At 41.9% G+C, this 25,798-nt stretch carries 17 protein-coding genes; 6 read left to right on the top strand and 11 right to left on the bottom strand.

Going from position 1 to position 25,798, the window contains the following annotated elements:
- Window positions 1-3: 3 nt before the first annotated feature.
- Window positions 4-930: a DUF4249 family protein gene (locus tag GGD38_RS21635; RefSeq protein ID WP_375301285.1), complete on the top strand. Its 927-nt coding sequence runs from the start codon at window positions 4-6 to the stop codon at window positions 928-930.
- Window positions 931-941: 11 nt separating this feature from the next.
- Here GGD38_RS21635 and GGD38_RS21630 read toward each other — a convergent pair whose 3' ends face one another.
- The 3 genes from GGD38_RS21630 to GGD38_RS21620 all read right to left on the bottom strand — a co-directional run bounded on the left by GGD38_RS21630 (window position 942) and on the right by GGD38_RS21620 (window position 3,346).
- Window positions 942-1,445, bottom strand: coding sequence for an endonuclease V (locus GGD38_RS21630; RefSeq protein WP_375301284.1), 504 nt, complete (start codon window positions 1,443-1,445; stop codon window positions 942-944).
- 155 nt (window positions 1,446-1,600) lie between these two features.
- The gene (locus tag GGD38_RS21625) at window positions 1,601-2,446 is read right to left on the bottom strand and encodes a hypothetical protein (protein ID WP_375301283.1); all 846 of its coding nucleotides are present in this window, start codon (window positions 2,444-2,446) and stop codon (window positions 1,601-1,603) included.
- A gap of 72 nt (window positions 2,447-2,518) precedes the next feature.
- Window positions 2,519-3,346, bottom strand: coding sequence for a hypothetical protein (locus GGD38_RS21620; RefSeq protein WP_375301282.1), 828 nt, complete (start codon window positions 3,344-3,346; stop codon window positions 2,519-2,521).
- A 111-nt stretch (window positions 3,347-3,457) separates the two neighbouring features.
- On the opposite strand from GGD38_RS21620, the gene GGD38_RS21615 reads away from it, so the two are divergent.
- Window positions 3,458-4,726 (top strand): glycoside hydrolase family 28 protein, encoded by a 1,269-nt coding sequence (locus GGD38_RS21615; protein WP_375301281.1) that lies wholly within the window; start codon window positions 3,458-3,460, stop codon window positions 4,724-4,726.
- A 50-nt stretch (window positions 4,727-4,776) separates the two neighbouring features.
- On the top strand, window positions 4,777-5,406 hold the full coding sequence (locus tag GGD38_RS21610; protein WP_375301280.1) for a hypothetical protein: 630 nt from the start codon (window positions 4,777-4,779) through the stop codon (window positions 5,404-5,406).
- Here the strand turns inward: GGD38_RS21610 and GGD38_RS21605 are convergent.
- Window positions 5,401-6,564 (bottom strand): FAD-dependent oxidoreductase, encoded by a 1,164-nt coding sequence (locus GGD38_RS21605; RefSeq protein ID WP_375301279.1) that lies wholly within the window; start codon window positions 6,562-6,564, stop codon window positions 5,401-5,403. The two genes, GGD38_RS21610 and GGD38_RS21605, sit on opposite strands and share 6 nt — an antisense overlap.
- A gap of 9 nt (window positions 6,565-6,573) precedes the next feature.
- Window positions 6,574-7,332, bottom strand: coding sequence for a DUF6597 domain-containing transcriptional factor (locus GGD38_RS21600; protein WP_375301278.1), 759 nt, complete (start codon window positions 7,330-7,332; stop codon window positions 6,574-6,576).
- A 106-nt stretch (window positions 7,333-7,438) separates the two neighbouring features.
- Between GGD38_RS21600 and GGD38_RS21595 the strand changes: the two genes are divergently transcribed.
- Window positions 7,439-9,637 (top strand): B12-binding domain-containing radical SAM protein, encoded by a 2,199-nt coding sequence (locus tag GGD38_RS21595; RefSeq protein ID WP_375301277.1) that lies wholly within the window; start codon window positions 7,439-7,441, stop codon window positions 9,635-9,637.
- 38 nt (window positions 9,638-9,675) lie between these two features.
- Here the strand turns inward: GGD38_RS21595 and GGD38_RS21590 are convergent, their stop codons facing one another.
- Window positions 9,676-10,026, bottom strand: coding sequence for a hypothetical protein (locus GGD38_RS21590; protein WP_375301276.1), 351 nt, complete (start codon window positions 10,024-10,026; stop codon window positions 9,676-9,678).
- A gap of 69 nt (window positions 10,027-10,095) precedes the next feature.
- Window positions 10,096-12,429, bottom strand: a complete 2,334-nt coding sequence (locus GGD38_RS21585) for a DUF1963 domain-containing protein (RefSeq protein ID WP_375301275.1) — start codon at window positions 12,427-12,429, stop codon at window positions 10,096-10,098.
- A gap of 168 nt (window positions 12,430-12,597) precedes the next feature.
- Between GGD38_RS21585 and GGD38_RS21580 the strand changes: the two genes are divergently transcribed.
- Together GGD38_RS21580 and GGD38_RS21575 are read left to right on the top strand one after the other, a co-directional pair.
- Window positions 12,598-13,719, top strand: a complete 1,122-nt coding sequence (locus tag GGD38_RS21580) for a TIGR03118 family protein (protein WP_375301274.1) — start codon at window positions 12,598-12,600, stop codon at window positions 13,717-13,719.
- Between the two features lie 70 nt (window positions 13,720-13,789).
- Window positions 13,790-14,083, top strand: coding sequence for an NIPSNAP family protein (locus GGD38_RS21575; protein ID WP_375301273.1), 294 nt, complete (start codon window positions 13,790-13,792; stop codon window positions 14,081-14,083).
- Between the two features lie 145 nt (window positions 14,084-14,228).
- Here the strand turns inward: GGD38_RS21575 and GGD38_RS21570 are convergent, their stop codons facing one another.
- The 4 genes from GGD38_RS21570 to GGD38_RS21555 all read right to left on the bottom strand — a co-directional run bounded on the left by GGD38_RS21570 (window position 14,229) and on the right by GGD38_RS21555 (window position 25,777).
- Entirely contained in the window at window positions 14,229-14,585 is a 357-nt protein-coding gene (locus GGD38_RS21570; RefSeq protein WP_375301272.1) for a hypothetical protein, read from the bottom strand.
- Window positions 14,586-15,368: 783 nt separating this feature from the next.
- Window positions 15,369-19,946, bottom strand: a complete 4,578-nt coding sequence (locus GGD38_RS21565) for a DUF3883 domain-containing protein (protein WP_375301271.1) — start codon at window positions 19,944-19,946, stop codon at window positions 15,369-15,371.
- Between the two features lie 82 nt (window positions 19,947-20,028).
- On the bottom strand, window positions 20,029-20,484 hold the full coding sequence (locus GGD38_RS21560) for a hypothetical protein (protein ID WP_375301270.1): 456 nt from the start codon (window positions 20,482-20,484) through the stop codon (window positions 20,029-20,031).
- An 88-nt stretch (window positions 20,485-20,572) separates the two neighbouring features.
- Window positions 20,573-25,777 carry a PKD domain-containing protein gene (locus tag GGD38_RS21555; RefSeq protein WP_375301269.1) on the bottom strand — a complete coding sequence of 1,735 codons (5,205 nt, stop codon included), beginning with the start codon at window positions 25,775-25,777 and terminating at the stop codon, window positions 20,573-20,575.
- Between the last annotated feature and the right edge of the window lie 21 nt (window positions 25,778-25,798).

Below are 25,798 nucleotides of genomic sequence, written 5' to 3'. Positions count from 1 at the left end.
ACTATGAGAACAGTCAATATATATCGTTTCACTTTTATAACAGCACTGATAGTGATGTTTATGTCGTGTGAACGGAACTTTGATATAAAGCTGGAAGATAATGTGCCGCAACTTATAGTGGAGGCATACATCAACAACGAATTGCCGCTGTATAATTACGTTATACTTGGCCGCAGCCAGGGGTATTATGATAATGGGTTTGAAAATATTCCGGTAACCGGCGCCACAGTTACTATTACAGAAGGCACGTTGGAGGCTAATAATGTATATAACTGGAACACGGCTACAAAGAAACGGTTAATTGAAGGCAAGCTGCCACAATTTGGCAATGCCATGTTGCCCGGTGTTTACTTCGATAGCATGATATCGCGCAACCAATTAAACAGAGCGTTAATAGGCACACCGGGAAAACATTACCTGCTTGAGATCGATGCAGAGGGCAAACACTACTCGGCCATTACGCAGTTATTGCCCGTAGTGCCGGTAGACAGCCTTACAAGTGGCTTTCATTATTTGGATGATGATGGCGACTCTACTTTAGAGAAAGCACGCATTACGGTCCATTATAAAGACCCGGACACCATTGGAAATACAATATTACATTACTGGCGCCATGGATACGACAAAGATAACTTTGGCTGGGGTGGACTAGGCTCAAACAGGTTTATTACCGGTAGTGATGAACTGGTGAACGGTGAGTATATTCACCTTACCCATTCCTATGGGTTTCTGTTAACAGACTCCGTAAGCTATTTTATGGCCGGCGTTGAAAGAAAAGTGTATAATTTCTGGGACAGTTTCAATAAAGCAAGATCGAACGGCGGCCCCTTTTCAACACCCGTTAAACTTTTGAATACAATAGAAGGGGAGAATGTTATCGGTTGCTTTAGTGGGTTTAGTTTAAGTGTAAGATCAATTGTAATAAAATAAAGGACGCGAGATCATTCTTCTTTAGTAATTCTATCCATCTCCTTTAACACAGTTGGCAGCCTGAATTCACCATGCATATTTTTAACAAATTCGGCAGCCTGTTGCAGGTCAACGCCAACAGCAGTTACGTATAAAGGGTTGTTACTTTCGCCACGCAAAACAGGTATCACATTTTTGAGGTTCTGGTGAAAATTGCTTTTCGCCACCCCAATAACCGGCACCTTGTGGTTTATACTCTCATAAACATAAGCGCCTAATCCGGGTTTACCCAAATCATCGAGCACCACAAACCCATCAACAACAATATAGGTTACAGAGGAGAGGTCAATCTGATGTAACACTTCCAGTATACAGGGCAATTCCCGTTTGTAAAAAGCGCCGGGTTCGTATTCTGCAACAGAATCAATGTATTTGATCACATGTTGAACAGCTGCAGCATCGCCCCAGTTTTGTATAAGCGCGCCTACCGCTTTGGCCGTGTTTTCCTTGTAGTGTACATCAATTGCTACGATCATACGGCGAAAATACATTAAAACCGTATATTGTGTTATGCACCATCATTATGAAAAAAGGTCTTTATGCCTCCGCCATATTGTTTTTTACTTTCCTTTTTATTACATAAGCAAATATTCGATTTTCTGAAAGAAAAGGATTTAATTAGCTAACTATCTTAAAAATCATACCTCACCGCAAAAGATATATAACAGCCTTGTGAAAAGGATTTTCTTTTGCCCTCGTAGTTATCAGGGTAATAATACTTTCTATTGGTATTATGCGTGTAACTGAATTCTGGCAACAGCGATATATGATCAGAAACCTTTGTAATAACCCCAACAGGAATGCTCCAGGAAAAATAATTGATCTTCTTTGCCGGTGCATTATTATAACTGAACCCATGATCGGTAGATGACCAGCCAACACTGGCCGGGGGCGGGTTCCACCACTCTTCCACGTTGCGAAACTCTTCATGTATGTTTCCTCCCAATGCCAAAGACATTTGAAGCGCAAAACCAAAATAAAATCCGGTATTGCTTTTGGCGCCCATTATTTTATAAATAGCCCTGGTTTGCAAATCGGCATACCGCTGGTTATACCGCAACCTTAGGTCATTATACTGATACCTGATGGTTGTATCTTTTGGGTAGTAGTATTGCGGAGAAAAATACTTTTTAGTTTTATAACTTTTATATCCTACTCCCAGCGACAAGTCTACCCGATTATTATCACTGCCTGCAATCGGAAACAGATGCCTTACTACATCAAGCCTTGCGCCGGCACCGTCGATGCCTATGCTAAATGAACCTCCTTTGGGCCCGTTACCAAATTCCAGGTTATTTTTATCTACAAGCGGTGCATATCCGTCGGCAAACAAATGTGGCCAGTTATACGTTTCTATTCCATAATTGTCAGTGTAAAAGAAAGGCCGTATTTCAATACCCCATTTAGATGATCTTTGGGCGTAGGTATTAAATGCAATAATTAACGATAAAAAGAAAATGGGTATCCGCTTTAACATGGCTACAGGATTTAACACAAAATGAAAAACTATCTGACAGATAAAAGATCAATAACGTTGCTTTTTTAAATGCTAATTAATAAGTTTGATCTCTCCCTCGGCATAGCTGAATTTCCTTTCCTGTGAAACCGTATTATAGGGCGGCTGGCATTCATATTCTGTTGCGTAGATCACCTGGTTTTTGATGTGATGTAGCGTATAGCAAAAATTAAATGAAGGAAAGCTGCCTGTCATTTTCATAGACGTTCCGGTATTCACGTAAATGATGGCATCGTGCCCTACGATCGCATTTCCACCGGCTTTGGATGTCATAACATAAGAAATAATACAATCTTCCTTACCATCTCCATTTATATCACCAAAGATAGGAGTGGGGTTATCTACAATAACCTCTTTTTTCCATTCAATAACCTGCTTGTATTTATTGAAAAGCTCCACTGCATTCTGTCGGGGTATAAAGTCTTCCTCAACTGAAAAACAGGCATACAAGTGTGGGGTGCCATAAAGTTCGATATCGAGTTTTGGAAAATAATATCCCATTCCCCTGTTGTATGAATACTGATATACCCTGGTAATACCACCTGTATAATCTTTTTCCCGTATAACATCTACAAGCCTGTCATATCGTCCGCCCTTATAAATTGGTTTACCGCTAAAATGATCATGAGCCAAAAACATGGTATTAAGGCACATCATGATATTGATATGTTCAGTGTCTGAAATATCTGAAAGCTTTTTGTTTTTGAGTAAAACGATAGAGGTATCAACAAGTTTATCAAATTCCGATCTTACAATCTTCTGTGGTCTATCATGGTTGACAGCAGATCTTTTTTGCGCTACGCCCGTAAACACGGAAAAAAGTATAGCCGCCAGGAGAATACTTCTACAATACAGGTTCATTGTTTTTTCAATTATCGGGGGTAAAATATAAAAAAATGTCAGCGCCTGCAACTTAAAGATCAACAAACCAGTCTGCTAAAATTACCAATTTAAATATTTGTAAATTTGACAATGAATCATTCTCTTTTGCTTGCCGTATTCGGCTTCTTGTTATTATCAAATGTCGAAGCAAAGAACCTTGGACGTCGTTACAATATAGCCGATCATGGCGCTTTAGGTGATGGCAAAACCCTCAATACAAAAGCCATTCAGGCTGTCATTGATGAATGCGCAAAAAATGGCGGCGGCGCCCTTGTTATTCCCAAAGGTATTTTCATAAGCGGGGCCCTTTTTCTAAAACCCGGTGTTAATATTGAACTTGAGAGTGGCGCCGTGCTTAAAGGTTCTACCGACATAAACGACTATCCCAAATTAAACACCCGTATTGAAGGCCATTTTGAACCTTGGCGCACGGCATTGATCAATGGTGATGGTGTTCACCATTTACGCATCAGCGGCTCAGGCACCATCGATGGCAGTGGTGAACCTTTTTGGAAAGAATTCTATAACAGGCGGAATGCTGATAAAAAAACGACCAACTTAAACGTTGAACGTCCGCGACTGGCCTTTATTCAAAATTCAAAGGATGTACAAATAAGCGGTGTTACCTTTTTAAATTCAGGTTTCTGGAACCTGCATCTTTACCGGTGCCAGAATGTGATCGTAGAGTATTGCCGGTTTCAGGCGCCGGATGGCCCCAAACCTTACCATCATGCACCAAGCTCTGATGGTATCGATATCGACAGTGGAAAAGACATTGCCATTCGCTATTGCTTTTTCTCCGTTGGCGACGATTGTATCGCGTTAAAGGGCTCTAAAGGCCCCTTTGCCTTACAAGATCAGGATAGTCCGCCTGTTGAGAACATCCAGATCAGTGATTGCATATTCGAAGCAGGCGGTGGTATTGTAACCTTTGGCAGTGAGGCCACCATTGTTCGCCATGTAGATGTTAAACGTTGTACCACGCTTGGCCCAACGGTGTTAAGACTAAAGCTTCGTCCCGATACACCGCAACAATATGAAGATGTAACCATGAGCGATATTACCCTGGTAGATGGTGGTGTAATTTTTAAAGTGTCGCCCTGGACCCAGTATTTCGACCTGAAAGGTGAGGCGCCACCCAAAGCTGTGGTACGTAATATTAAAATATCCAATATAAAAGGTACCGCTGATTCCTTTGGCGAGCTCACCGGTCATGACCAAACTACCATTGATAACATACAGGTTTCAAATGTTGATGTACAATTAAAAAGCACCGATTTCAAAGTTGGTAAAGTAGAAAACCTGAACTTCAAAAATGTGAAGGTGAACGGAAAAGCCTGGCAGCCGGCAAAAAAATAATATGGAAATATACCCATTGGGCATCTTACGTATAACCGAAACGATGCCCAATGCCTGCCAAATATGTAATCCTCATATTTTCAATCTTTATTGTCTGTTGCAGAGAATCCTCAACATATCCCGAAGGCGGTTATGCCTATCCCAAAACAATTGCTGCCGGCGATAGTAACTTATACTTTTATCAATTGAAAGATATTTCTTCTAAAGAGGATGCGTTGTTGTATAGGACCGCCTGGCGTTATTATAAACCATTTAACGAACCCAACCTTAGTATACAACAACAGCCCAAAGAAACCTTCAGACTATCATACTTTGATGCGTTTGGCAATGGCATGATCATCACATTTAATAAAGATTCCATGGTTGTTAAAAGAGGCAACCCGTTAATTCTTTATGATCGTAAAGTTGAAAAATTCTCTTCTATTACAACCCTGGTTCCCATAACCAAAAGTCAATACAATTCTTTAATACATGACATTAACTCGTCTGGCTTTTGGTCGTTGTCGCACAAAATAACATGCAGCCAAATAGGAACAGATGGCTATGGGTTCTGGCTGGAAGCTAATACAAGGGACAGGTATAAAATTGTTATTGTACACGGCTGCCCACCCAACACCTCAACATTCACGAAAGCATGTCAGCAAATAATTGACTTTGCAAAACAGGATAAAAAGTTATAATACCTTTCCAAACATCGCCAACATATCGTTCAACGCATTGGGCTCGTGCATCCAGTTGGTGTTGAACATAGTGCCCGCACCTATTTCGGCAAACCGCGCAAACATTTGTCTTTCATAATTGGCAATGGCGGCTTTTATACTTGTAAATCTTCCATTGGTTAGGCTTTCACTCAATTGCAACGCATCTAACATAGCCATGTTCACACCTTCACCGGCAAATGGCGGCATCCAGTGTGCGGCATCACCAATGAGTGTGATGTTGGGTTGTGCTTCCCAATGCTGATCTAACGGCATACAATACTGCGGCCGCGGAATAAATAACGTGGTTTCGCTTTCAAATAATTCGTGCCACACCGGGCTCCATGTTGAAAATTCTTTTTTGAACCATTTCAGTAACTGTTTATTTTCTTTAAAATCAATACCACTCGTTTTGTACCAGTGCTCGTCGGTTTTCCAGCTTGTTGTAAAGCCTAAACTGCCATCGCCTTTTGAACTTACGATCAGCGTTTGTGCGTTTCCATAAGCAAAGATCTTTCCACCCTTCAACAGCGCATGAATACGAGGCGCCGTTCTTTCTGCATCTTTTATTGAGCCTTCTATCATAGTTACACCTGCCCATACAGGTTTAATGTCAGTAACAAATGGCCTTATTTTCGAGTTTGCGCCATCGGCGCCAATTACGACATCAGCAATGGCGGTGTTACCGTTTTGAAAGTTTATTTGCCAGCTATCCTGTACTTTTTCAATTGATAAAATATGACTGTCCCAAACTACAGTGCCGGCCTGCAATGAGTTCAAAAGTAGATCGCGTAATGGGCCGCGATCGATCTCGGGCCGGTGATGCTCATCACCAAAAGTTTCGTATTTCCCTTCAAGATGATCGTCAAAATGTATGTTGGCGTGGCTATCTACTACCCGCATAAGTTCGGCCCCGGGCCGGTAATGCAATTTAAATTCGTTTAGTAAACCTGCTTTGTCAAGGGCTGCCAGGCCCGATCCGGTATGTAAATCCAGGGCCCCGCCCTGTATACGCGCATTGTTATCTTTATCGCGTTCGTATACGGTTACGTTGATGCCTTTTAGTTGTAGTAAGCGGGCTAAGGTTAACCCGCCGGGGCCGCCGCCGATGATAGCTATTTTCTTGTTGTGTATTAACATAACACAAAGCTATTTCTTAGGCAGGGCCGATAATAGTATAAATCGGTCGTTTTGATTTTTAGCCAGCTCTTTGGGTGTAACCCCGGTCATCTTTTTTACTTCTTTTATAAAATGGGTCTGGTCGGTATAATTAAGTTCGGGGAATAGTTTACCGGCTTTAATGTGATGGAGCGATGCCCTGAAGCGCATGATACTGCAATACGCTTTTAAGGAAATTCCAAACTGATCGTTAAAATACCTGTTTATCTGCCGGCTGCTCCAGAATACTTTTTCAGAAAGTTCTTTTACAGTTAATGTTCCATTGGATGAATAGATCAATTGGAACAATTGCTTTTTCCTGTCGTCAATACCGGGTTTTATCATTGACATCATTTGTGCCGACACCTTTTCAGCGAATACTTCCAGATCTGTCAGATCATGTTTGCTAACATTCCAAAAGCCGGCCGGTAAAACGGCGCCTTCATTAAGCAGTGAATCAACTTTTTCATGTAACAGGTATTCAACGGCCAGCAGTTTAAAACTAATGGCAAAAAAGGCGGTATTGGCGGAAATAGTGGCCGGGCCGGGCTGCGTGTCTAAACCCCTAAGCACTGCTGCAAGCCCGTCCTTGTTTTTCAGGGAAAAAATAATATCGAACCTGCCGTCGGGAATGAGCACTACCTGGTGGTCATGGTTTGTATTATTGGCGATCATCCAAAAGCTCTCCACAAAGTCGGAAAGCGGGGCGGCGGGGGCCAACGTTCTCCATTTAATTCCTGTTGTCTGCATATATTTAGTGGCGTAAAATTAGATATTTTCTCACGGCCTGTATCCCTTGCCTAAACGCATGGGGGAACCCTGTTTTTAGCTTAATTTTGCACCAAATTATTTGATCTTGAGTGTTCCTGTGTTTTTGATTACTCCGCCTTTTACGCAGCTTAATACGCCATATCCGGCTACGGCTTACCTGAAGGGCTTTCTGAATACTAAAAATATCCGTTCGTTCCAAAGCGATCTGGGCATAGAGGTAACGCTTGCCCTGTTTTGCCGGGAGGGGCTCCAGGAACTGTTCTCCCGTATTAATCAGCTTAACAAACCATTGAGCGACAATGCCGCCCGCATGGTGGCCCTGCAAGACGATTACATTGACACCATCGATGATGTGGTGCTTTTTTTACAGGGACAAAGCCCTACCATGGCGCACCGCATTTGTAAACGCGAGTTGTTGCCTGAGGCCAGCCGGTTTGCACAGCTGCAGGACCTCGACTGGGCTTTTGGCTCCATGGGTACACAGGATAAAGGCAAACACTTTGCTACCATGTACCTCGAGGACCTTTCAGACCTCATTAGCGAGTGCATAGATGAGCATTTTGGCTTTAGCCGGTATGCCGAAAAACTGGGCCGTTCGGCCAACAGCTTCGACGAACTGTATAATGCGCTGCAACAGGAATACACGTTTATTGATGAACTGCTGATCAGGCTGCTGAAAGCTCATATGGAAAGGTTACAACCAAAGTTGGTTGCCATTTCCGTGCCTTTCCCCGGTAACCTGTATGCCTCGCTGCGTTGCGGGCAGTGGATAAAACAACACTTTCCCCAGGTAAAAGTGGCTATGGGCGGCGGTTTTGCCAATACTGAATTGCGATCCCTCAGCGACCCGCGTGTATTTGAGTTCTACGATTACATTTCGCTCGATGATGGCGAGGCGCCGCTTGAACAACTGGTGCAATTGGTAGAAGGCCACCGGTCAACCGAAGAACTGAAAAGAACGTTTACCCTGCAGAATGGATCGGTACAATACATCAACAACCAAAGCTGTACCGATTACAAACAGGCACAGGTAGGCACACCCGATTACAGCGATTTTTTGCTCGATAAATACATTTCAGCAATTGAAGTGGTAAACCCCATGCACCGCATGTGGAGCGATGGCCGCTGGAATAAACTAACCATGGCGCATGGCTGCTATTGGGGTAAATGTACTTTTTGCGATATCTCGCTCGATTATATCAAACTATATGAACCCATAGCCGCCTCGTTGCTGATTGACCGTATGGAGGAAATGATAAAACAAACGGGACAGAACGGTTTTCACTTTGTTGATGAAGCTGCACCACCGGCTATGATGCGTGCACTGGCGCTGGAGATCATAAGGCGCAAACTGATTGTGAGCTGGTGGGCCAATGTGCGTTTTGAAAAAAGCTTTACCCGCGATCTTTGCCTGTTGCTGAAACGCTCTGGTTGTATAGCTATTTCGGGTGGACTGGAAGTGGCCAGCGACCGCCTGTTAGCGCTTATACAAAAAGGTATTACCGTAAGCCAGGTAGCACAGGTAAACAAACATTTTACCGAGGCAGGTATTATGGTGCATGCCTACCTTATGTATGGTTTTCCCACCCAAACCGAACAGGAAACTATTGATTCATTGGAGATGGTACGACAAATGTTTGCAGCCGGTGTATTACAGTCGGCCTTCTGGCATTTGTTTACCATGACGGTGCACAGCCCTGTCGGTATGCAACCAGAGAAATTCCAGGTAAAAAGAGAATCGGCCCTGGTAGGCGCTTTTGCCAATAACGACCTGGTGCACATTGACGAAACGGGCGCCGATCATGAAGAATTTGCATTTGGTTTGAAGAAGTCACTATTCAATTATATGCATGGCATTGGGTTGGAAGATCCGCTGTCAAAATGGTTCGATTTTAAAGTGCCTAAAACCAAAGTACCGCCCGACTATATTCAAAAGGCGCTGGAGCATGACATTTACACTACGGCCAAACCTACTACCAGGGTTGTATATCTGGGCCGGTCACCCATTGTAGAACAATTTACAAAAAGTAAAAAAGGCAATAGCTGGGAAGTAACCTCGCTTACCTTCCAGGATAAACGCGAAAAATATAGCATCAGCGTATCACGCGAACAGGGAATATGGTTAGGGGAGATGTTAAAAACTTTGTCTATCACCAATGCCAAAATGCTGACACTACAGGATGTAATGGACAGCTATAAAGCTGCCGGATTGGAAGACTTTGAATTATTTTGGGACAACAAACCGGTGAATACGTTACACAAGGTTGGGTTACTTAAGTTATAATAAATGTGCCCCGAAACTTCGGGGCACATTTACGAAATTTATTGATGAACAGCGCCGGGCTTTTCTTTACACGACCATACATCCGCTAAAAATGTTGCTTCTGCAAAGAATTCATCAAAGGTAGTTCCACCGGGTAATTCAATTCGTTCGCCGCTGCTGTTGTAAAACCATGGGATAGAACTACAGGCAGGGCCGGCAACAGCCTGCAGATATACAATCCGGCCTTTCCACTCATATTTTTTAATATAAGGATCGCAAATGCAATTCGGATTCTCCGTTTTAGCTTTATTAATTAACTCATCTTCTACACTATTCGATTTGTTCTTTCTGCAGGCGGCCAACAGGCATACACCCATTGTTAAAACATACAATAACTTTTTAATTGACATGGTTCTGTTTTTTATGTTGACACCGTTAGGCGTACAGAACGTTGCATACAGGGCCAAATAGTTGTAGCGTTAGCTGCTTTCCAGTCCGCAATACACGTTCGAAAAATTTTTCTTATCAAGATCGCTTTTATGGATCACAAAATAAATTTCACCTGCATCCCAAAAACAAAAGCCGGGGTTATTATCAGAACTTACACGCAACAGTACCATCCATTCTTCAGGTTTTCCCATCATCTTATTTACAGCTTCTATTTCGGGGGTACCATGCTGTTTGAATACATATGAATTTATACCATGTTCAGGTTTAACCGTACCAACAACTAATCCTGCTTGTAATTGCTCAGTTTCTTTATACAGCTCATTCATCTCAGCCAGTTCGGGATATAAACTGTGCGCATTGTATGTAAAAGGTATACTGGCATATTTCCCGGCTTCGGCACGGAAGGGGGTATAGATACCATTTTGCTCGTAGATGAAATCATTGTCGATCTTTAGCTCTTTCGCTGATTGCAGGTTGTTACTATCACCATCGTAATACAAAACCTTCGGCCCCATTTCTTCCTGATCAGTTATAAAAAAATAAAGCATTCCGGTGCGGGGAAGATAATCCTGTAAATGTGCAATGGCTGTACAATTGATCTGGGCAATGAACTGCAATCCTCTTTCCTGTTTTTCCCAATCTATAAAAGTAGGATAGGGTACGCCGGGTGGCAGATCGGGCAGGCCGCCGAAACGGTGATTTCCTTTTACAGTATAGGTGTCTTCTTCTGTTGTTTCCAGCGCTATTGATCTCAGTGTACGGTTGGTCAATCCTTCTTTGAACTCATTCAGTTCGGTTGCATTTATCTGTTCTTCCAACAAAGACAACAGCTCAGGATCATATTTAGCAAAGAAACGGGTATCGTCATAAGCAATGGTTCCCTGGCCATCGGCGCCTTTATAGGTATAATTAAGTAACGCTATTTTCTTTTCCAGTTCCAGGTCCAGGTCGGGAATGTTTTCCAAACCGGCAGGCAATTGCTGCAGCGGGTTGTTTTCAATACCCAAATACTTTAATCCCGATACAGACGCAGGCAACGTTGTTAATTTATTATTTGAAAGAACCAGGTGTTCAAGGTTCTCGGGCAGCACTGCAGGAATGGATTGCAGTTCATTTCTACCCAAATATAATTTCTTCAGAACAGGCAGTTGGAATATATATTCATTGAGATCTTCAACTTTACTATCCTGAAGCCTGAAGGTCTCCAGCTTTTTCAGATCACCCAGCCATTGGGGCAGGCTTTCTAATGCAACTACACCTGTTAGTGAGAGGTCTTTTAATTCGGTGAGGTGTTGTACTGCTGTAGGTAGCGCTGTAAGACCAGCCGCCAGTTTTTTATCGCGATAATCAATAGACAATACCTGCAGCTGGGTTAGCGGTTGAATGGTTTCCTGTAGTATGTCAGGATTTACGTCGGTCAACCAGAGATGGCGAACAAGATCGGGCGACGCAGAACTTACTTCTTCTGTACTTAGGAAGCGGTAATTTTTCCAGTCAAGGTTATGTATAGGTAATTTCACCGCCAGCTTAAATGGGAATTCGTTGAAATTACCATTGATAGTGAGCCAGCCATTTTGTAAGATCACATCGGCAGTAAGGCGTAGTGAATATTGAAAACCACCTTTCCATAGATAAGTTAAATACGAGTTATCACTTTCATCTTCGAAATGAAATGTACCCGTAGGGATACCGGCATTATAAATGCCTTTAAAATAAAATTGCAGGTATACTTTACCATTATCATAGCTGGTGATGATATCGTTCTCTTTATCCATCAACCGGTGTGGCGCCTGTGCTTCTATTTTAACGTTAAGCGCGCCATCGCCATCGGAAATATAACATTGGGACTCCTTATTTAGTGTAAACACATGATGCTCTATTTGCCAAAATTCTTCCCCATTGGCCGGAAATGATATAGGTTCAGGCTCTGCTTTGTCAAAATACTTAAGGCTTTGCCATATGTCATCAAACAGCGGTTCATAATATTCTAAGTTGCTATGGCAATCACCAATAAAGAGGTAACCATATTCACTGTTGATGGGCAGCAGGCCGAAATAATAAAAAGATCCGTTAGGCGCTTGTGCTGTTCTTATAGTAGAAATAGAACCGGCCACCTCCAGTGTTTTATCGGCAATTACTTCAACTGTGCCGCGTTCATCTAAACAAAACGCCTGGAAACGGGTAGGGAGGTCATCGCCTTCGTAATCATCAAAAGTATTGAGTTCCTGTAAGCTGATGTTTATATACGACAGGCATTTATCGTTCTGCCTGTGTTCCGCCATTATACTTTCATTCAATGGTTGAACGTGCTCGTATACAGAAGGAAATTGAACGCTGAATGTTTTCGTTGCTGTTGGGTACATAAGAACAGGTTTGTGTAAACTTGCGCCAAGTATACTATTTTTTATTTAGATATTCACCAATACGGCAACCTTTGCTGCTTTCAATCGTAGTAATTATAATATTCCACCGCACCTTTTTCTTCTGCCCTAATTACCGGCCGTTATTGATCACTACTAAATCTGTTTAGTATGAAAGTAACATTGCACAAATACCGTCAATTGGGCTTGACGGGCGCAGCCATCTTTTGCATGATTATTCTAAATGCCGGTTGCAATAAATTTATGGACCACCCATTTGGTGGAAAAAATCCCCAAGGGTTAAAAGATTACAACCAGGTAAATCTTGTGGGCAATAATGATGAATACAAGCCGGCCCATATTGACGCCCACCTTCTCAATGCCTGGGGTATTGCATTCAGCGCAAGTGGTATTGCCTGGGTTTCTTCGCAGGAGGGACATGTATCGGCAGTTTACGATCGCGATGGTAACATGCTTGCTGCCCGTCCCGAAGTGGCCATTCCTTCGCCGGGTGGCGCTACAGGCGGCAATCCAACAGGTCAGGTGGCTAACATGGACACAAGCGCTGCCGACTTCAAATTATCGAACAACGCAGCAGGCCGTTTCTTTTTCGTTGGCGTTGATGGTATTCTTTCGGGCTGGAACGGCGCTGCAGGCAATAACGCATTGGTGATAAAAAACAATGCAGGTTCAGTATACACCGGCGTTACCATGGCGCAAAACGATGCAAAAGCCTGGCGCCTGTATGCGGCCAATTTTGCTACTGGTAAAATTGATGTATGGGATAAAGATTTCGCATCAGTGAATTTGCCTTTTAGCGATCCCAATCTTCCTGCAGGTTACGCTCCGTTCAATATTCAGAATGTAGGCGGCAAATTATATGTACTATACGCCAAAGTTGGCAGCGATGGGGAAGAAGAAAAAGGCCCCGGCAAGGGCTTTGTTGATATATACAATGCCGATGGCATGCTTGAACAACGTTTTGCTTCGCGCGAGCAATTAAATGCCCCATGGGGCGTGGCTCAGGCGCCAGATACATTCTTTAGTGATGAAGACGGCCAAAACCAACCTGCCATATTGGTTGGTAATTTTGGCGATGGCCATATCAATGCCTATAGTTTAAAGGGAAAATTCCTGGGACAACTCAGGGGCCAAGGCCAACCAATAGAAATAGAAGGGTTATGGGCTATTATGTTTCCTCCTGCCACTTCAACCATTGACCCTAACAGGCTTTATTTTGCTGCCGGACCCGATGATGAAAAAGAAGGATTATTCGGATACATAACAAAGTAAAATTTATAGTTATAAGCCGGAAGTTGGGGATATTAACTTCCGGCTTAACTTTATATTAAACTTTTTAATCATGATCGTAGTACACGACATTTTTATTTGCAAACCAGGTAATGCGTCTAAACTGGCGAAACTGTTTAAAGAAGTAATGACAGAAAGCAAGGAATTTGTAAGTGTTATGACCGATATGACGGGTCAGTACAACCGGGTAATAATGGTAAGCCAGTATGATAACCTTACTGCTTATGAAAGAAGTTGGGAAGAACAGAAGAACAACGAAGAGCTGATGAAAAAAATGAAAGAAAAAATGGCGGGGTACCATGAAATGTATTTGACCGGCTCAAGGGAAATATACCAGGTCTGGTAATCTGTATTTAATAAATATTCAATTATTACACTTCATTTCGCTGTTACTTATGGCGAGGGTATTTGTTTGTGTGTGTTAGTTAGCTTAGTAATATAAAACCCTTCAGATCACCAGACCTGAAGGGTTCATTCTTTATGGAAACAGCTTACGCCTCCTTCTTCACATAATACTGGTCCTGGTTCTCATAAAAATGAGCCAGGTCTTCTCTCGCAGTGGCTATTGCTTTTACTTTATCTTCATAATAAAGTTTACCTATTGAATACTCATAAGCATTTGCCAATTGTCTTGATTTTCCCTTCACCTCAGGATCATCCTTATGCGCCTGCAGTTTCTTCATTCTGGCTATAAGGCCAAATACCCGGTTGCTACACAGGTAATCGATAATTTCAGGAGCTTTATACCTGTTATCTATAATTTCATTACAAAGCTCTACTGCGGCCAGCCGCAATACGCGGTCGCCCATTAGCCCTATCTTTTTGAATACATGTTGTTCTTCAGTCATGGGTCAAAAATAAGCAAATAGAGGGGTGATGGCAATATTTCACGCAAATAAATGCAAATCAACTGTTTAACCGGTTGTTTGTACACAGTCTGAGCCAATATACCAATCGGTATAATTGGTGCGGAACGTTGTTGGTTGTTTTCTGGTCATTGCAGTGCTGCAGGAAGACGTTGTTGTGTTGAAGGGTGACGGTGATGGCGCGTTACGTGAGGCTGCAGGCTTGCCAGAAGGGCATGTCAACGTGTTTGCTGAGCTTGCAGGCACGCTACCTGGCGTAAACGCTACGTTCTAAGTATGTTCAGTGTTGATGCCTCATGTTGTAGGCTGCGCAGAAAGAGTAAACACGTTTGTTATAGCAATAAACTGTACTGCAATGACTCGTTACAGTGCAACTATACGTCATTGCTGTACTGCAACGTGTGGAAGTGTGACTGCGACGTGGCGTTGCAGAACAGCAAGAGCTCTTTGCAGCGCAGAGGGAGCGCGTAGCGCGCCTGCAATGTGAGGCAACGGCGCGTTTGTTACTCCGTGCAGCGCTGCAACGTCACATTTCGGCGCTGCAAAGTGACATTCCATTTCGGCGGTCAGGTTTATGTAATCTGCAATGCGAGGAAACGCGCCGGAAACGCGTCATTGCAACGCAACAAAGTGTGCGCCCGGTGCTGCATGATGAAGGATCATACAAGCAATGCGTCGGTTTAGTTCGGCAGTGCTGTATTGCAAGATAACTATTGACCGCGGCAGGCGTGAAATACCTACGGTTATACCTGTAATTCTAACATTCTACTCTTGGTTTGGTGAAAATGGATCAGTAGATTGGATACCCGCCACATTGAACACAAAGAAAAAATCCTTGGGATATGCTACAAAATTTGAGTTATTGTCAAATGATTCCCCTTTTTTAAATTGAAATATATCATTCACCATATAAATCGTCTTATCCATTACAAGGGCTATTTCATATTTATCAGGCTCAGCCAATCCCTTTTCCTTTTCCGGGCCTGAAATTATAAACCTATCTTCTTTAAATGATTTAACCTCTACATATTTCCAATTACCGTCTTCATTTTTATATTCAATGTCGTAATGAAGTTGATCGCTCTTATGGGGAGTTGTTGAATTTCCTGAAACCCATTTAACGTTTTCCTCTCCGTATTTACTTTTCAATGTATTATATACAAGTCTTTCTGCATTTTTACCCGCACGTTTTTTACCTTTATCATTCAATGATGAGTGAACCCAGTTACTTCCTGACGGGCTACTTGGCCATGGAACTTTTGTTGTATTTTTTGTTATGGATGCATTAAAGAGCTCACCAATCAATTCATCCCTTTCTGTTGAATCATCTTTGTTTCCGTCGGAAGATAACTGTTGTTTTAAACATTCTTCAATTACTGAACTATTGCCTTCAAAGTATAACAAACTTCTTATTTCTTCTGGCAGATCAATTTCCTCAATTTTGTATTGTTGTAATAACTTGTTGTATAAATTGGAGATTGTTTTCTTTTCTAAAGATTCTTGATCTAGATTTATATGAAAGCGAGATAATATTTCGGTCTTCAGATTTTTTTGATATTCAATCGTCAATTGGTATTTTCCCTCGTCAATAATTTCTTTCATTTCATTAATAAGCCCGTTTTTATACTTATTTAAAATAGCGATGTAATATTTTTGCTCCGTTACATTATCCCTTAACTTTTCCCACAACAACTGATTAAATACAAATTCAAGATCTTTGATCCCCGCAACATATTGAGCACGGTGCCATTGTAAAAGCCCGTTCAAAAGTATCTGATTAACCTGTAAATTTAATTCTCGACAAAGCTGACATATCAAGTCAAATGATTCTTTGTTACTGAAGTTCTCCATGTCGGCTTTTGAGTAATTAGCAGATAGGTTAATGCCCAAGGAGTTCCTCACTTTTTGCTTAAGCGTCTCGAAATTATCAACAAAATCTTCTAGATGCTTTTGCTTTAATCTGAATATGTTTTTCCAAAAGTTTATTTCTGTTCTTGAAATTCCCAGCAAATTATATGCTTCATCTATTTTATCTTTTCCCAAATCCTGATTTGCCACATGGATGGTATCATGCAAGTCATTTCTGAAAAGCTGCCTAAAATCGTTTTTTAAGTCATTTACTTTAAATATTATGCACATCATCTCGGCAAAAGCATCGCAGAATAAGGAATTCTTTTTTAGGCTTTCCGCAGTTGTTACGGCTGTAGTTTTATAGTAGAATGTATCATCTATATTAATAAATTCTTTCTCTTCAACAGTAATTTCCTCAGAGTCACCAAATTTAAAATAGCATTGTACTACGATATTAATCTTAAATTGCTTTAATAGTTTTGCTTCTCTTTTTTTGGTATCCACATCTGAAATGCTCTTTTTAACATTGGGCGAACTGAATCGATAAGCCAAAAGAAAAGGCTTAATATCTTCGATCATTATATTTATATCGTCATTGATGGCGCTTAATTGCAATTTACTTTCGTTAAGTGTTACTTTAAACCCTCGCAAACTTTTCACCCCTAAATATTGTTCAACATGATCTTCTCCTGCCCGTTTCTGCAGATTTAATATAGGCAACGTATTTAATATTTTTTGCGGCAACATGGGGTTGTCGGAATAAAATATTTCATTATTGGGAAGGTATGCTCCATTATCCCCCTTTTTGGCGTATAGCAATAATTTTTGGGGAACAGAAATATTCGAGTTTTGTTTTACGAGGCTATCTAAAGCTGCTTTATAGATTGTTTGAGTTAATCTGCCACTCTTTGATTCGTCCTTTTGAGGTATGACATGTAAAATATTGTAAATACTTTCTGGTTTAAGCTCATCAAATGATTCTTTTGCTCCAAGTTTTATAAGTATTGCTTTGACCTCAGCCTTATTGAAACCTAAATTTTCGAAGAATGAATAATCTAAAAGAAAATCGTTATTTATCAATTTGTTTAATTGCTCACTACCTTCCTCAAGAATATAATTTACAAAAAGACCAGAAGATATAAACTGGTATCGTATATAGGAAAATTGGGAATACAATTTTCGCCAATAATTATATTGCCAATCGATTGTCTGCTCATTCTGCTCAAGATATAGCCGAATAACGCTATCTTTTAATGCAAGTAATATGATGTGACTCAATTTGAGCTTTCTGATCGTTTCAAAATTCAAAATACCGGTTAAACTTAAATCTTTTGAAATCCTGCTTACTCTAAAATCTTCTGAATAATCAACATCCCGATCAAATAGAAAATCCACATAAGATTGCAATTTCTGATCATCTTTATAAGCAATTGAGTAAGTTTGGGAAAACTTATTTACCCCCAACCATATAAAAAAATTCTCTATCAACGAATCTTCTTCCGGGTTTAAATTCCAGTAATTGACTTCCGCAAGGTATTCATCATCACTCAAATGATTTTCGTAAATTAAAGTTATAATTTCCCCTGCTGGATATGTTTCGCTAAGAAATAATTCATCTGAGTCTACCACAGCCCTTGATTTTGAAATTAGCGGAGGGGCAACTAAATTTATCTTTTCTTTTTTGTTGTCTAATGTCTTATAATTAGCGTAAAGGGCCGAAACCATCTCCTGGATTATACTTAGTTGTTCAGGCTGCTTTCGCACCTTTAATGCATCTTTTGTGCCCGTAATTATTTTTTCAATAACATTATTGCTGTCATATGGCTGAATGTTTACAATTCTTTTTATAATTCGTTGTAACTCTCTGGAACGAAGCTCGCTTTTATCAAACCGCGATTCAAGTTTCCCAATAAGTAAGTCGTAAAGTTCCAACTTCATAAAATCAATCTTCACAGACTTAGGTATGCTAAACATTTCATCAGATCTTACAGCTGGAGTGAAAGCCAAACTGTCTTTAGATATAATCTCAGATGCTTCATTAACCAACAATGAGAATTTGCCCTGATCTTCACTAATGTTGTTATTATTGGCCATTTGAACAATGAGTTCTGCCCTTAAATGTAAATCTGCTATACAGCCTGACAGGTCATTTATTCTTTCTACGAAAGAATAATGTTCATATACTTTGCCATTAAATGTGTCGTCAATTTGGTTACCTGTCGGTATTAACATTTCAGGGAAATATTGGCCGAAATGCTGCTGCATGAAGCCGTTAAACTCTTCACTATAATAGACAACATTAATAAGATCATTGTAATGATTATATATACAAGGATAAATAGATTCTGTTTTTTTGATATCCTCTAGCCTGGTATAAAAGTCTTCAATGAGCTTGGAATCGGAAGATTTTGAAACAGGAGTAAGTAATTTATACGGCCTCCAATCGACTTTCTCTTTTGTAAGAAATATAGCACAATGTCTTAATAACTCTACAAGTTCCTTTAAAATGTATTCATTTTTTTTCGAATCATTTAAATGATTCCTTGAACTGTTTAATTCAAATGTGCCGTGTATGATTGCAGGTAAGGAGATGGACACTTGCGTTGGAAAGAAGTTGAATAATTTTTTGTAATTATCTGAAAGATTCTCCTGGAATGCTACTTTTAAATTATAGGACTGTTTTTCCTCCTTGCTTTTGTCCTGATAAATATCTGGCAAAACATTGGATAATGAAAACACCCTCCACTTTTTTTCTTTTATTTGAATAATTTCATAATCGGCAGTCAATTCTTTTTGGCTGCCAAGCACAATTGAGCCTTCGTTTTCTTGAATATTTATACTTTGAATATTATTCAAGAATAAAAGAATCTCTTCCTTTAATTCCTTCAATTGACTGTGAATATCCTCTTCAAAATCCTTATAATATTTGATCTCAATTGAGGTGGTCCATTCATTTGTTAGTTCAATTTCCTCTATAGACGGGACTGCCAATATCGGTAATGGAATTGTTTGTTGAGTAAGACCATATTTTTTTCGGATATCTTGTTTTTCCTGTTCAGAGAGTTTTAATTGGTTCTCGAAAACATCTGTTGCTATCTCTGGTGAAAAAGTAATGAGGCACCCATTGCTGCGGATTTCAACTTTTTTGGCCCAATTTAAAATCGAACGGAAGCCTAATCCTTTATTACCTATATAGCCTGCGCTAATCTTTGTGCTTAGATTGGCCAACATTAACGATTTAATTCCACCAACCTGAAAGGGGTTGCCTTTGTTGCTAATAATAAGCTTTTGAGTAACCTTATTCCATTCAATGCGAACTCTATCAGATCCAACATCATCGGCATTTTGCAGTAACTCTAACAGTTGTCTTCCATTATATTCTTTTGTAAGCTCTAATTCATGTTTATAATCTGCAATAAAGCGATCATGGCTTTGCTGGTAGGTTTGGAGGTTATCATTTATCAGCTTTTGTATTTCAGATTTAAAACTCATAAAGTGAAAAATATAAAAATATCTGAACGTTTCAATATTTTGCGCTTTAAGTTCTCATATCTGCTGCTAATATTGATTCTAATCAACGACTACCCTCCGGCATCAACCTATCGGCCACATTCAATGTATACGCAAGCTCAGGATAAACAAAATCCATACTTCTGTTCTCCTGACCGCGCAGTTTAAAAAATTCCATTTCCTGCTCCTTGTTTGCCAGCTCCAATGGTTTCCCATTAGCGAAATAAGGTTCGCCATCTTTAAACTGAACATACGTTTTTGACATTCGAAAGGTTATGCCTAACCATTTATTATCTGCAACCAAAGAATTGGGATCCGGGGCAGCATCCAGTACAATTTTATGAAGCCACTTTGTATTGGTTGTCACCGAAAACAACATTACCGAATTATGAGTTAGTGTATACTCAAATTCTTCGTCGCTTACTTTACTCCTGATCTTTAATTTTCTTACATGTTGTGCTGAAAGCTCATCGGGCCTTTCATAACAGGAAAAAACTCCTATATATGAATCATCGGCCAATTTGGTGAGGTATTCATTAGTATTGGCAGAGTGAACGTATCAACACATTAATTATTGTATTTCGCGCTGTTTGTCACACTCAAAACCTTTACCGTATCAACATTACCGTTCCCTTTACCACCACCGGCTTACCTTCATTACAGGTCACTTCAACAATATATACATAAGCGCCCGGCTCGGCAATGCGGCCATTAATTGTGCCATCCCAACCGGTGTAACGATCATTGGGTAAAAAGTTTTCCCGGTTGAAAACAACCTGTCCCCAGCGGTTGAAGATGCGGAAGCTTTTCACTCGTTGTATACCGTAGCCTTTTACGTTGAACCGTTCGTTCTTCCCATCGCCATTGGGTGTAAACGCATTGGGTATATACACGGCGCCTTTGCCACAGGCAACAGTAAAGCGCACTTCGTCTTCCGAGGTACAACCGTATTGTGTGGTAACGCGCAGGCGATATGCTATATCTTTATCTGCAACAAACTGTGGCGTTTTACAGGTAGTGCAGTTTAAACCGGTAGCCGGCCACCAACTATAATTCACAACATCTGTGCTCACCGTTGGTGCTAAGGTAATAACCTGTCCGGCGTCTAATGTACGATCGGGGCCAAGGTCAACTATGGGAAGATCGGCCACGGTTACCAGCACAAAGCCGGTGTCGTTCTTGCAAGTATTTCGACTAAAGCCTACCACCTGGTAATTGGTTGTTTGTTGGGGCGATGCTTTTGTTGAAGCGCTGGTTGCATTGTTCAAACCTGACAACGGCGTCCATTCCCAGCGATTGGTATTACCACTGGCGGTGAGCCGGGTTTCATCACCACGGCAGATCAACACATCATTGCTGTGTTGCAGCAATACTTTTTCATCTACCGTAATGCGCACACTGTCTTTTTGCACACAGCCAAAAGTATTGGTAACGGTAACATAATATTTCATTGCCTGTAACGCAGTTACAACAGGCGTTGCAGTAGTTGCATGCTGCATATCAACAACCGGCTGCCAGCTATATTGCGCCCCATCATGCGCCTGTAGGGGCACCAGGCTGCCAATACAAACCGTTGTATCTTTTGGTGAAGCGGCAGGCACCGGCAATGCATGTATGGTAATGGCCGTGTCGTCGGTTACCTGGCAGCCGTATTTGGTATCTACCGTAAATGCCAGTTTGTATAAGCCGGCATTATTAAAATAATAAGTAGCGGCATCTGTACTGCTAATGGCGTTGCCATCGAGCGTCCAGCTATATTGAATGATCTGATCTTCTGAACTTATGGCTGACTGGAAGTTGATTGATTGTTCAGCACATTTCTCAACATCTCCATTTATTTGGATCACCGGTTTTGTAAAGATCTTTATGGGCGTAGCTGCCGTAAAATCGGCCGTACAACCTGTTGTACTTATCGCCTGCACTTTAACGGGATACAAACCTGCAGTAGCGTAGGTATGAACAGGATCTACATCGGTAGCGCCATTGGCATCGCCAAAGTCCCAGTTATAAGAAGCTACACCAAAATGACCTTGTGATGTATTGGTAAATGTTATGGTGCGGTCGTCACCACAACGAATAGCGCGGTCTATGGTAAAGCCGGCCACTATAGAATCTACTGTAACCCGGGCTGCCAGCGAATCGATACAACCGGCATCGGTAGTTACCACCAGGGCCAGCTGGTGAATACCAGCTGGTAAAGCATAAGACAGATCTGGTGTTGAAGTGGTGGGCTGATCATTCACATACCAGGCATATTTAGCCACCGGATCGGCGCTTGTGCTATTGTTGTTATATATGCGCAAGGCCGGCGAACAATACAGGCTATCGGCTTTAAAAGCAACAACAGGTTGCTGATGTACCTGTACGCTTTTGGGCAAAGTAAGCGTATCGGCACAGCCATAAAAGCTGTTCACAATAAGCCTTACATCATATTCACCATCGGTACCATAGGTATGTAAAGGATGTTCCTGGGTGGATGTTTGTCCATCACCAAACGACCATTGGTACGATACGGCCCCAAATGCAGTGGTTGACTGGCCGGTAAATTGTACAGCCCGGTCATTAAAACAACGCAGGGGGCGGTCAATAGAGAATGCTGCAAACGCCGAATCAACAATAATACTATCCGTTGCTTTTAATGTAAACGGACAACCCTCCGGACTGATCAAAACAATATTGGGCAGATACTTCCCAGCCAGCGGGTACACATGGTTCACTATAGAGTCGGCTATGGAAGGACTTACCGGTGTGCCATCGCCATAATCCCATGCATAGGTGCTGATGTTACTGCCGGTTACCTGTAAGGGTAGGGTATAAGGTGCACATCCTATAGCAGCGCCGGTATGCAACTGGGCGATAGGTCCTTTTATGTGAATGATCTTTGTTATGGAATCAAGACAGCCGCTTACACCGGTAATGTGTAACGTTACCGGGTAATAGCCGGGCAGTGGGTAAATATGGCGTGCCGGATCTTTATCGGTAGAGCCGGTTCCGCCATCGCCAAAATCCCATACATATTTATTGGCATAGGTTGAACTATCGGCAAACAACACACCCACAGGCGCACAGTTGCTGGTATCTTTTGCGCTGAATTCGGCTTTAGGTTTTACCAGTTTTATATAGGCAGGTGTGGTAATACTATCCATACAACCATTCTCATCTTTCACCACCAGCTTAATATCATATTGACCGGTTGTGCTGTATGTATGTGAAGCATTATAGCTGGTAGCGCTGGCGCCATCGCCAAAATCCCATTTATAAGTGGCATTATAAGCATTTGAATAGTTGTACATATATACACTGGTACTGCCGCACTTCAGCGTGTCGTAACTAAAGAAAGATGCCTTGGGTCTATACGCTTTTACATAATTGGTATAGCTGGCCTGCGCCGTACAACCAATGGCGTCTTTTATCGTTAGCGATACGGTGTAAAATCGTACATAACTGTTATTGCTGTACGTATGCGAAAGCGCGGTATCCTGTGTGGTGGTATATACCGGCGAACCATCGCCAAAATTCCAGCTCCATTCTATAATGGGCGTACTGCCGTTTTGTTTGCTGGTATCGGTAAAGTTTACAAGCAGGGTAGGGTCGCAGGTAGTGAGCGGTGTGCCTGTAAAACCAGCGGCCGGCCCTTTCACCGTTATGGGCACTGCATATTGAAATGAATCAACACATCCCAGTTTATCTTCAATGATGAGCTTTACATAAAACACGCCTGTATCTGTGTATTGGTGAGAGGTATTGCCATTGAGATACAGACCGTATGTGTTGTAATAATTTCTGTTATTGATAACCTGGCGCACGGTACTATCGCCAAAATCCCAGGTGTATTTGGCAATAAGCGAACTATCGATGCCGATGGTACGGAAATTCACGGTTTTGTTGTTACAGATGTCGGTAACATCGGGAACAAAATTGGGATGTTCATCTATGATCACCACCCGTACACGGCCTGTAGAAACGTTACCGGTGAGCAGATCCCTGCGGGTAACCTCCACTACATATTTGGTGGCTGTATTGGGGTAAGCATGAACAACAGGATTCAACGGCGGTGTAGTATACAATGGCGAACCGTCGCCAAAATCCCAGCTAAGCGGAACTGAGTTGGCTACTGTATCGGTGAGAGTGAGGGTATATTTATCACTACAGGTTTTGCCAATGGTGAAGCCGCCACCACCACCTCCACCGCCTCCGCCGCCACCTGAACCATCGTCGTCGCAGAGATCGGCTATGGTTACCGGTTTGGCAGTTGAACTAACCGTACAACCTTGGGCGGTAATGATCTTTAGTGTAATGAAATAACCACCGGCACCCGTGTAAACATGCGTGGCATTGTCAACCGTTGTGCTTGTGGTATAACCATCGCCAAAATCCCATTCATAGCTAACAATAGGGTCAAGCAGGTTGGTTATTCGTGCCGTGGCTTTTACAGGCAATGGCTTACACCCATCGTGCGGGGTATAGGTAAAGTCAACCTGCGGTTGCTGAATTTTTATAATACCGGGCTTTTGCATGTAAGTAGTGCAACCAGTGAGGGTATCGGTGATAGTAAGCGTTACTGTATAATTTGCAAAATTGGTGTAGGTATGCGTGGGACTTTCAGTGGCATCGTGTATGCCATCGCCAAAATTCCAGTCGTATTTTAAATGATCAGGTGGATTGCTTAGGTTAGTGAACTGAACTGTAAAAGGTATACTACAGCCAACGGTTTTATCCATAGAAAAGTCGGCCTGCAATTTGGGCCGAACATTAATAATGTGGTGGGCAGTATCGTTACACCCGGCAGCATTATATGCGATCATCATAATGTCGTAATCGCCGGGGGTGGCAAATGTATGCGAAACGTTTTGTCCGTATTGTATGGCATTGTTATCGGGGAATAACCATTTTACCGTACTGATAAAAGCTGCTGGTGTAATATTTCCATATAAGGTTGTGGTTGCGCCTGAACATACGGTGTCGGGCGCGGTAATAGAAACGGTTGGTTTACCAACCAGCACGCCATTACTACGAACAGTGGTATTGGTGCAATTAGTGCCGTTCTTTGCAGTAAGCGTAACGGTATAAGCGCCTGTACTGGCATAAGTATGGGTTGGGTTGGCATCGGTTGAGGTTTGACCGTCGCCAAAATCCCATAAATACGTTATTGTTCCGCCGCCTGTACTGGTGTTTACAAAACTGGTGGTAAAAGGTATATCACAACTGGAATTAGCGGGAATGTTAAAAGAGGCAGTAACCTTCTGGTATACCTGAATGTATTGGGTTTTAATAGCGGCATCGCTGCTACAGCCCCAGTTGTTGGTTACTATCAGCGATACATTATAATTGCCATTGTTGGTGTAAGTAAACAAAGGGTTTGGGATAGAACTGCCGCCGGCGCCAAAGTCCCACAGATAATTGGTAATGGAACCGGTTGCCGTGGTGGCCTGGTTTGTAAAGTTTACTGTGTGGGGTGAACAGCCTGCGAGGTCATCGCCGGTAAAAGCGGCCACCGGTTTTGGATGTACCGTTACAATATCCTGTTTCACCCTTACATCACCATTTGAAAAAGTAACGGTAAGGATAACGGTATAAGTACCGGCTGTTAAATAGTTGGTGCCTACTGTAGCGGCGCCATTGTTGATGATCGTCCCATTGCCCAGGTTCCAGTCGCGGCGCACCACCGTACCTCCGGTTGAAAGATCGGTAAAGTTTACGCCACCAAGCGGAACGCAGCCTTCTCTTTTGTTTATAGAAAAATCGGCGGTTTGTGCCATTAGGGAACAGCAACTAATCAGGACTATAAACAGGGTACCTAGATACTTTCTCATAAACCTTAGTAAAGAGTTACC

Origin of the sequence: Niastella sp. OAS944, assembly GCA_024809215.1 — a bacterium.
In the GTDB taxonomy this organism is placed as follows: domain Bacteria; phylum Bacteroidota; class Bacteroidia; order Chitinophagales; family Chitinophagaceae; genus Niastella.
The sequence above is the reverse complement of the archived record's forward strand: the minus strand, read 5'-3'. Positions and strand labels throughout refer to the sequence as shown.

Coding starts and splice junctions, on each gene's coding strand:
- GGD38_RS21620 (WP_375301282.1), bottom strand. CDS start 3,346: ATGAACCTGTATTGTAGAAGTATTCTCCTGGCGGCTATACTTTTTTCC.
- GGD38_RS21605 (WP_375301279.1), bottom strand. CDS start 6,564: ATGTTAATACACAACAAGAAAATAGCTATCATCGGCGGCGGCCCCGGC.
- GGD38_RS21565 (WP_375301271.1), bottom strand. CDS start 19,946: ATGAGTTTTAAATCTGAAATACAAAAGCTGATAAATGATAACCTCCAA.
- GGD38_RS21635 (WP_375301285.1), top strand. CDS start 4: ATGAGAACAGTCAATATATATCGTTTCACTTTTATAACAGCACTGATA.
- GGD38_RS21555 (WP_375301269.1), bottom strand. CDS start 25,777: ATGAGAAAGTATCTAGGTACCCTGTTTATAGTCCTGATTAGTTGCTGT.
- GGD38_RS21585 (WP_375301275.1), bottom strand. CDS start 12,429: ATGTACCCAACAGCAACGAAAACATTCAGCGTTCAATTTCCTTCTGTA.
- GGD38_RS21580 (WP_375301274.1), top strand. CDS start 12,598: ATGAAAGTAACATTGCACAAATACCGTCAATTGGGCTTGACGGGCGCA.
- GGD38_RS21570 (WP_375301272.1), bottom strand. CDS start 14,585: ATGACTGAAGAACAACATGTATTCAAAAAGATAGGGCTAATGGGCGAC.
- GGD38_RS21600 (WP_375301278.1), bottom strand. CDS start 7,332: ATGCAGACAACAGGAATTAAATGGAGAACGTTGGCCCCCGCCGCCCCG.
- GGD38_RS21615 (WP_375301281.1), top strand. CDS start 3,458: ATGAATCATTCTCTTTTGCTTGCCGTATTCGGCTTCTTGTTATTATCA.
- GGD38_RS21610 (WP_375301280.1), top strand. CDS start 4,777: ATGCCTGCCAAATATGTAATCCTCATATTTTCAATCTTTATTGTCTGT.
- GGD38_RS21575 (WP_375301273.1), top strand. CDS start 13,790: ATGATCGTAGTACACGACATTTTTATTTGCAAACCAGGTAATGCGTCT.
- GGD38_RS21590 (WP_375301276.1), bottom strand. CDS start 10,026: ATGTCAATTAAAAAGTTATTGTATGTTTTAACAATGGGTGTATGCCTG.
- GGD38_RS21625 (WP_375301283.1), bottom strand. CDS start 2,446: ATGTTAAAGCGGATACCCATTTTCTTTTTATCGTTAATTATTGCATTT.
- GGD38_RS21630 (WP_375301284.1), bottom strand. CDS start 1,445: ATGATCGTAGCAATTGATGTACACTACAAGGAAAACACGGCCAAAGCG.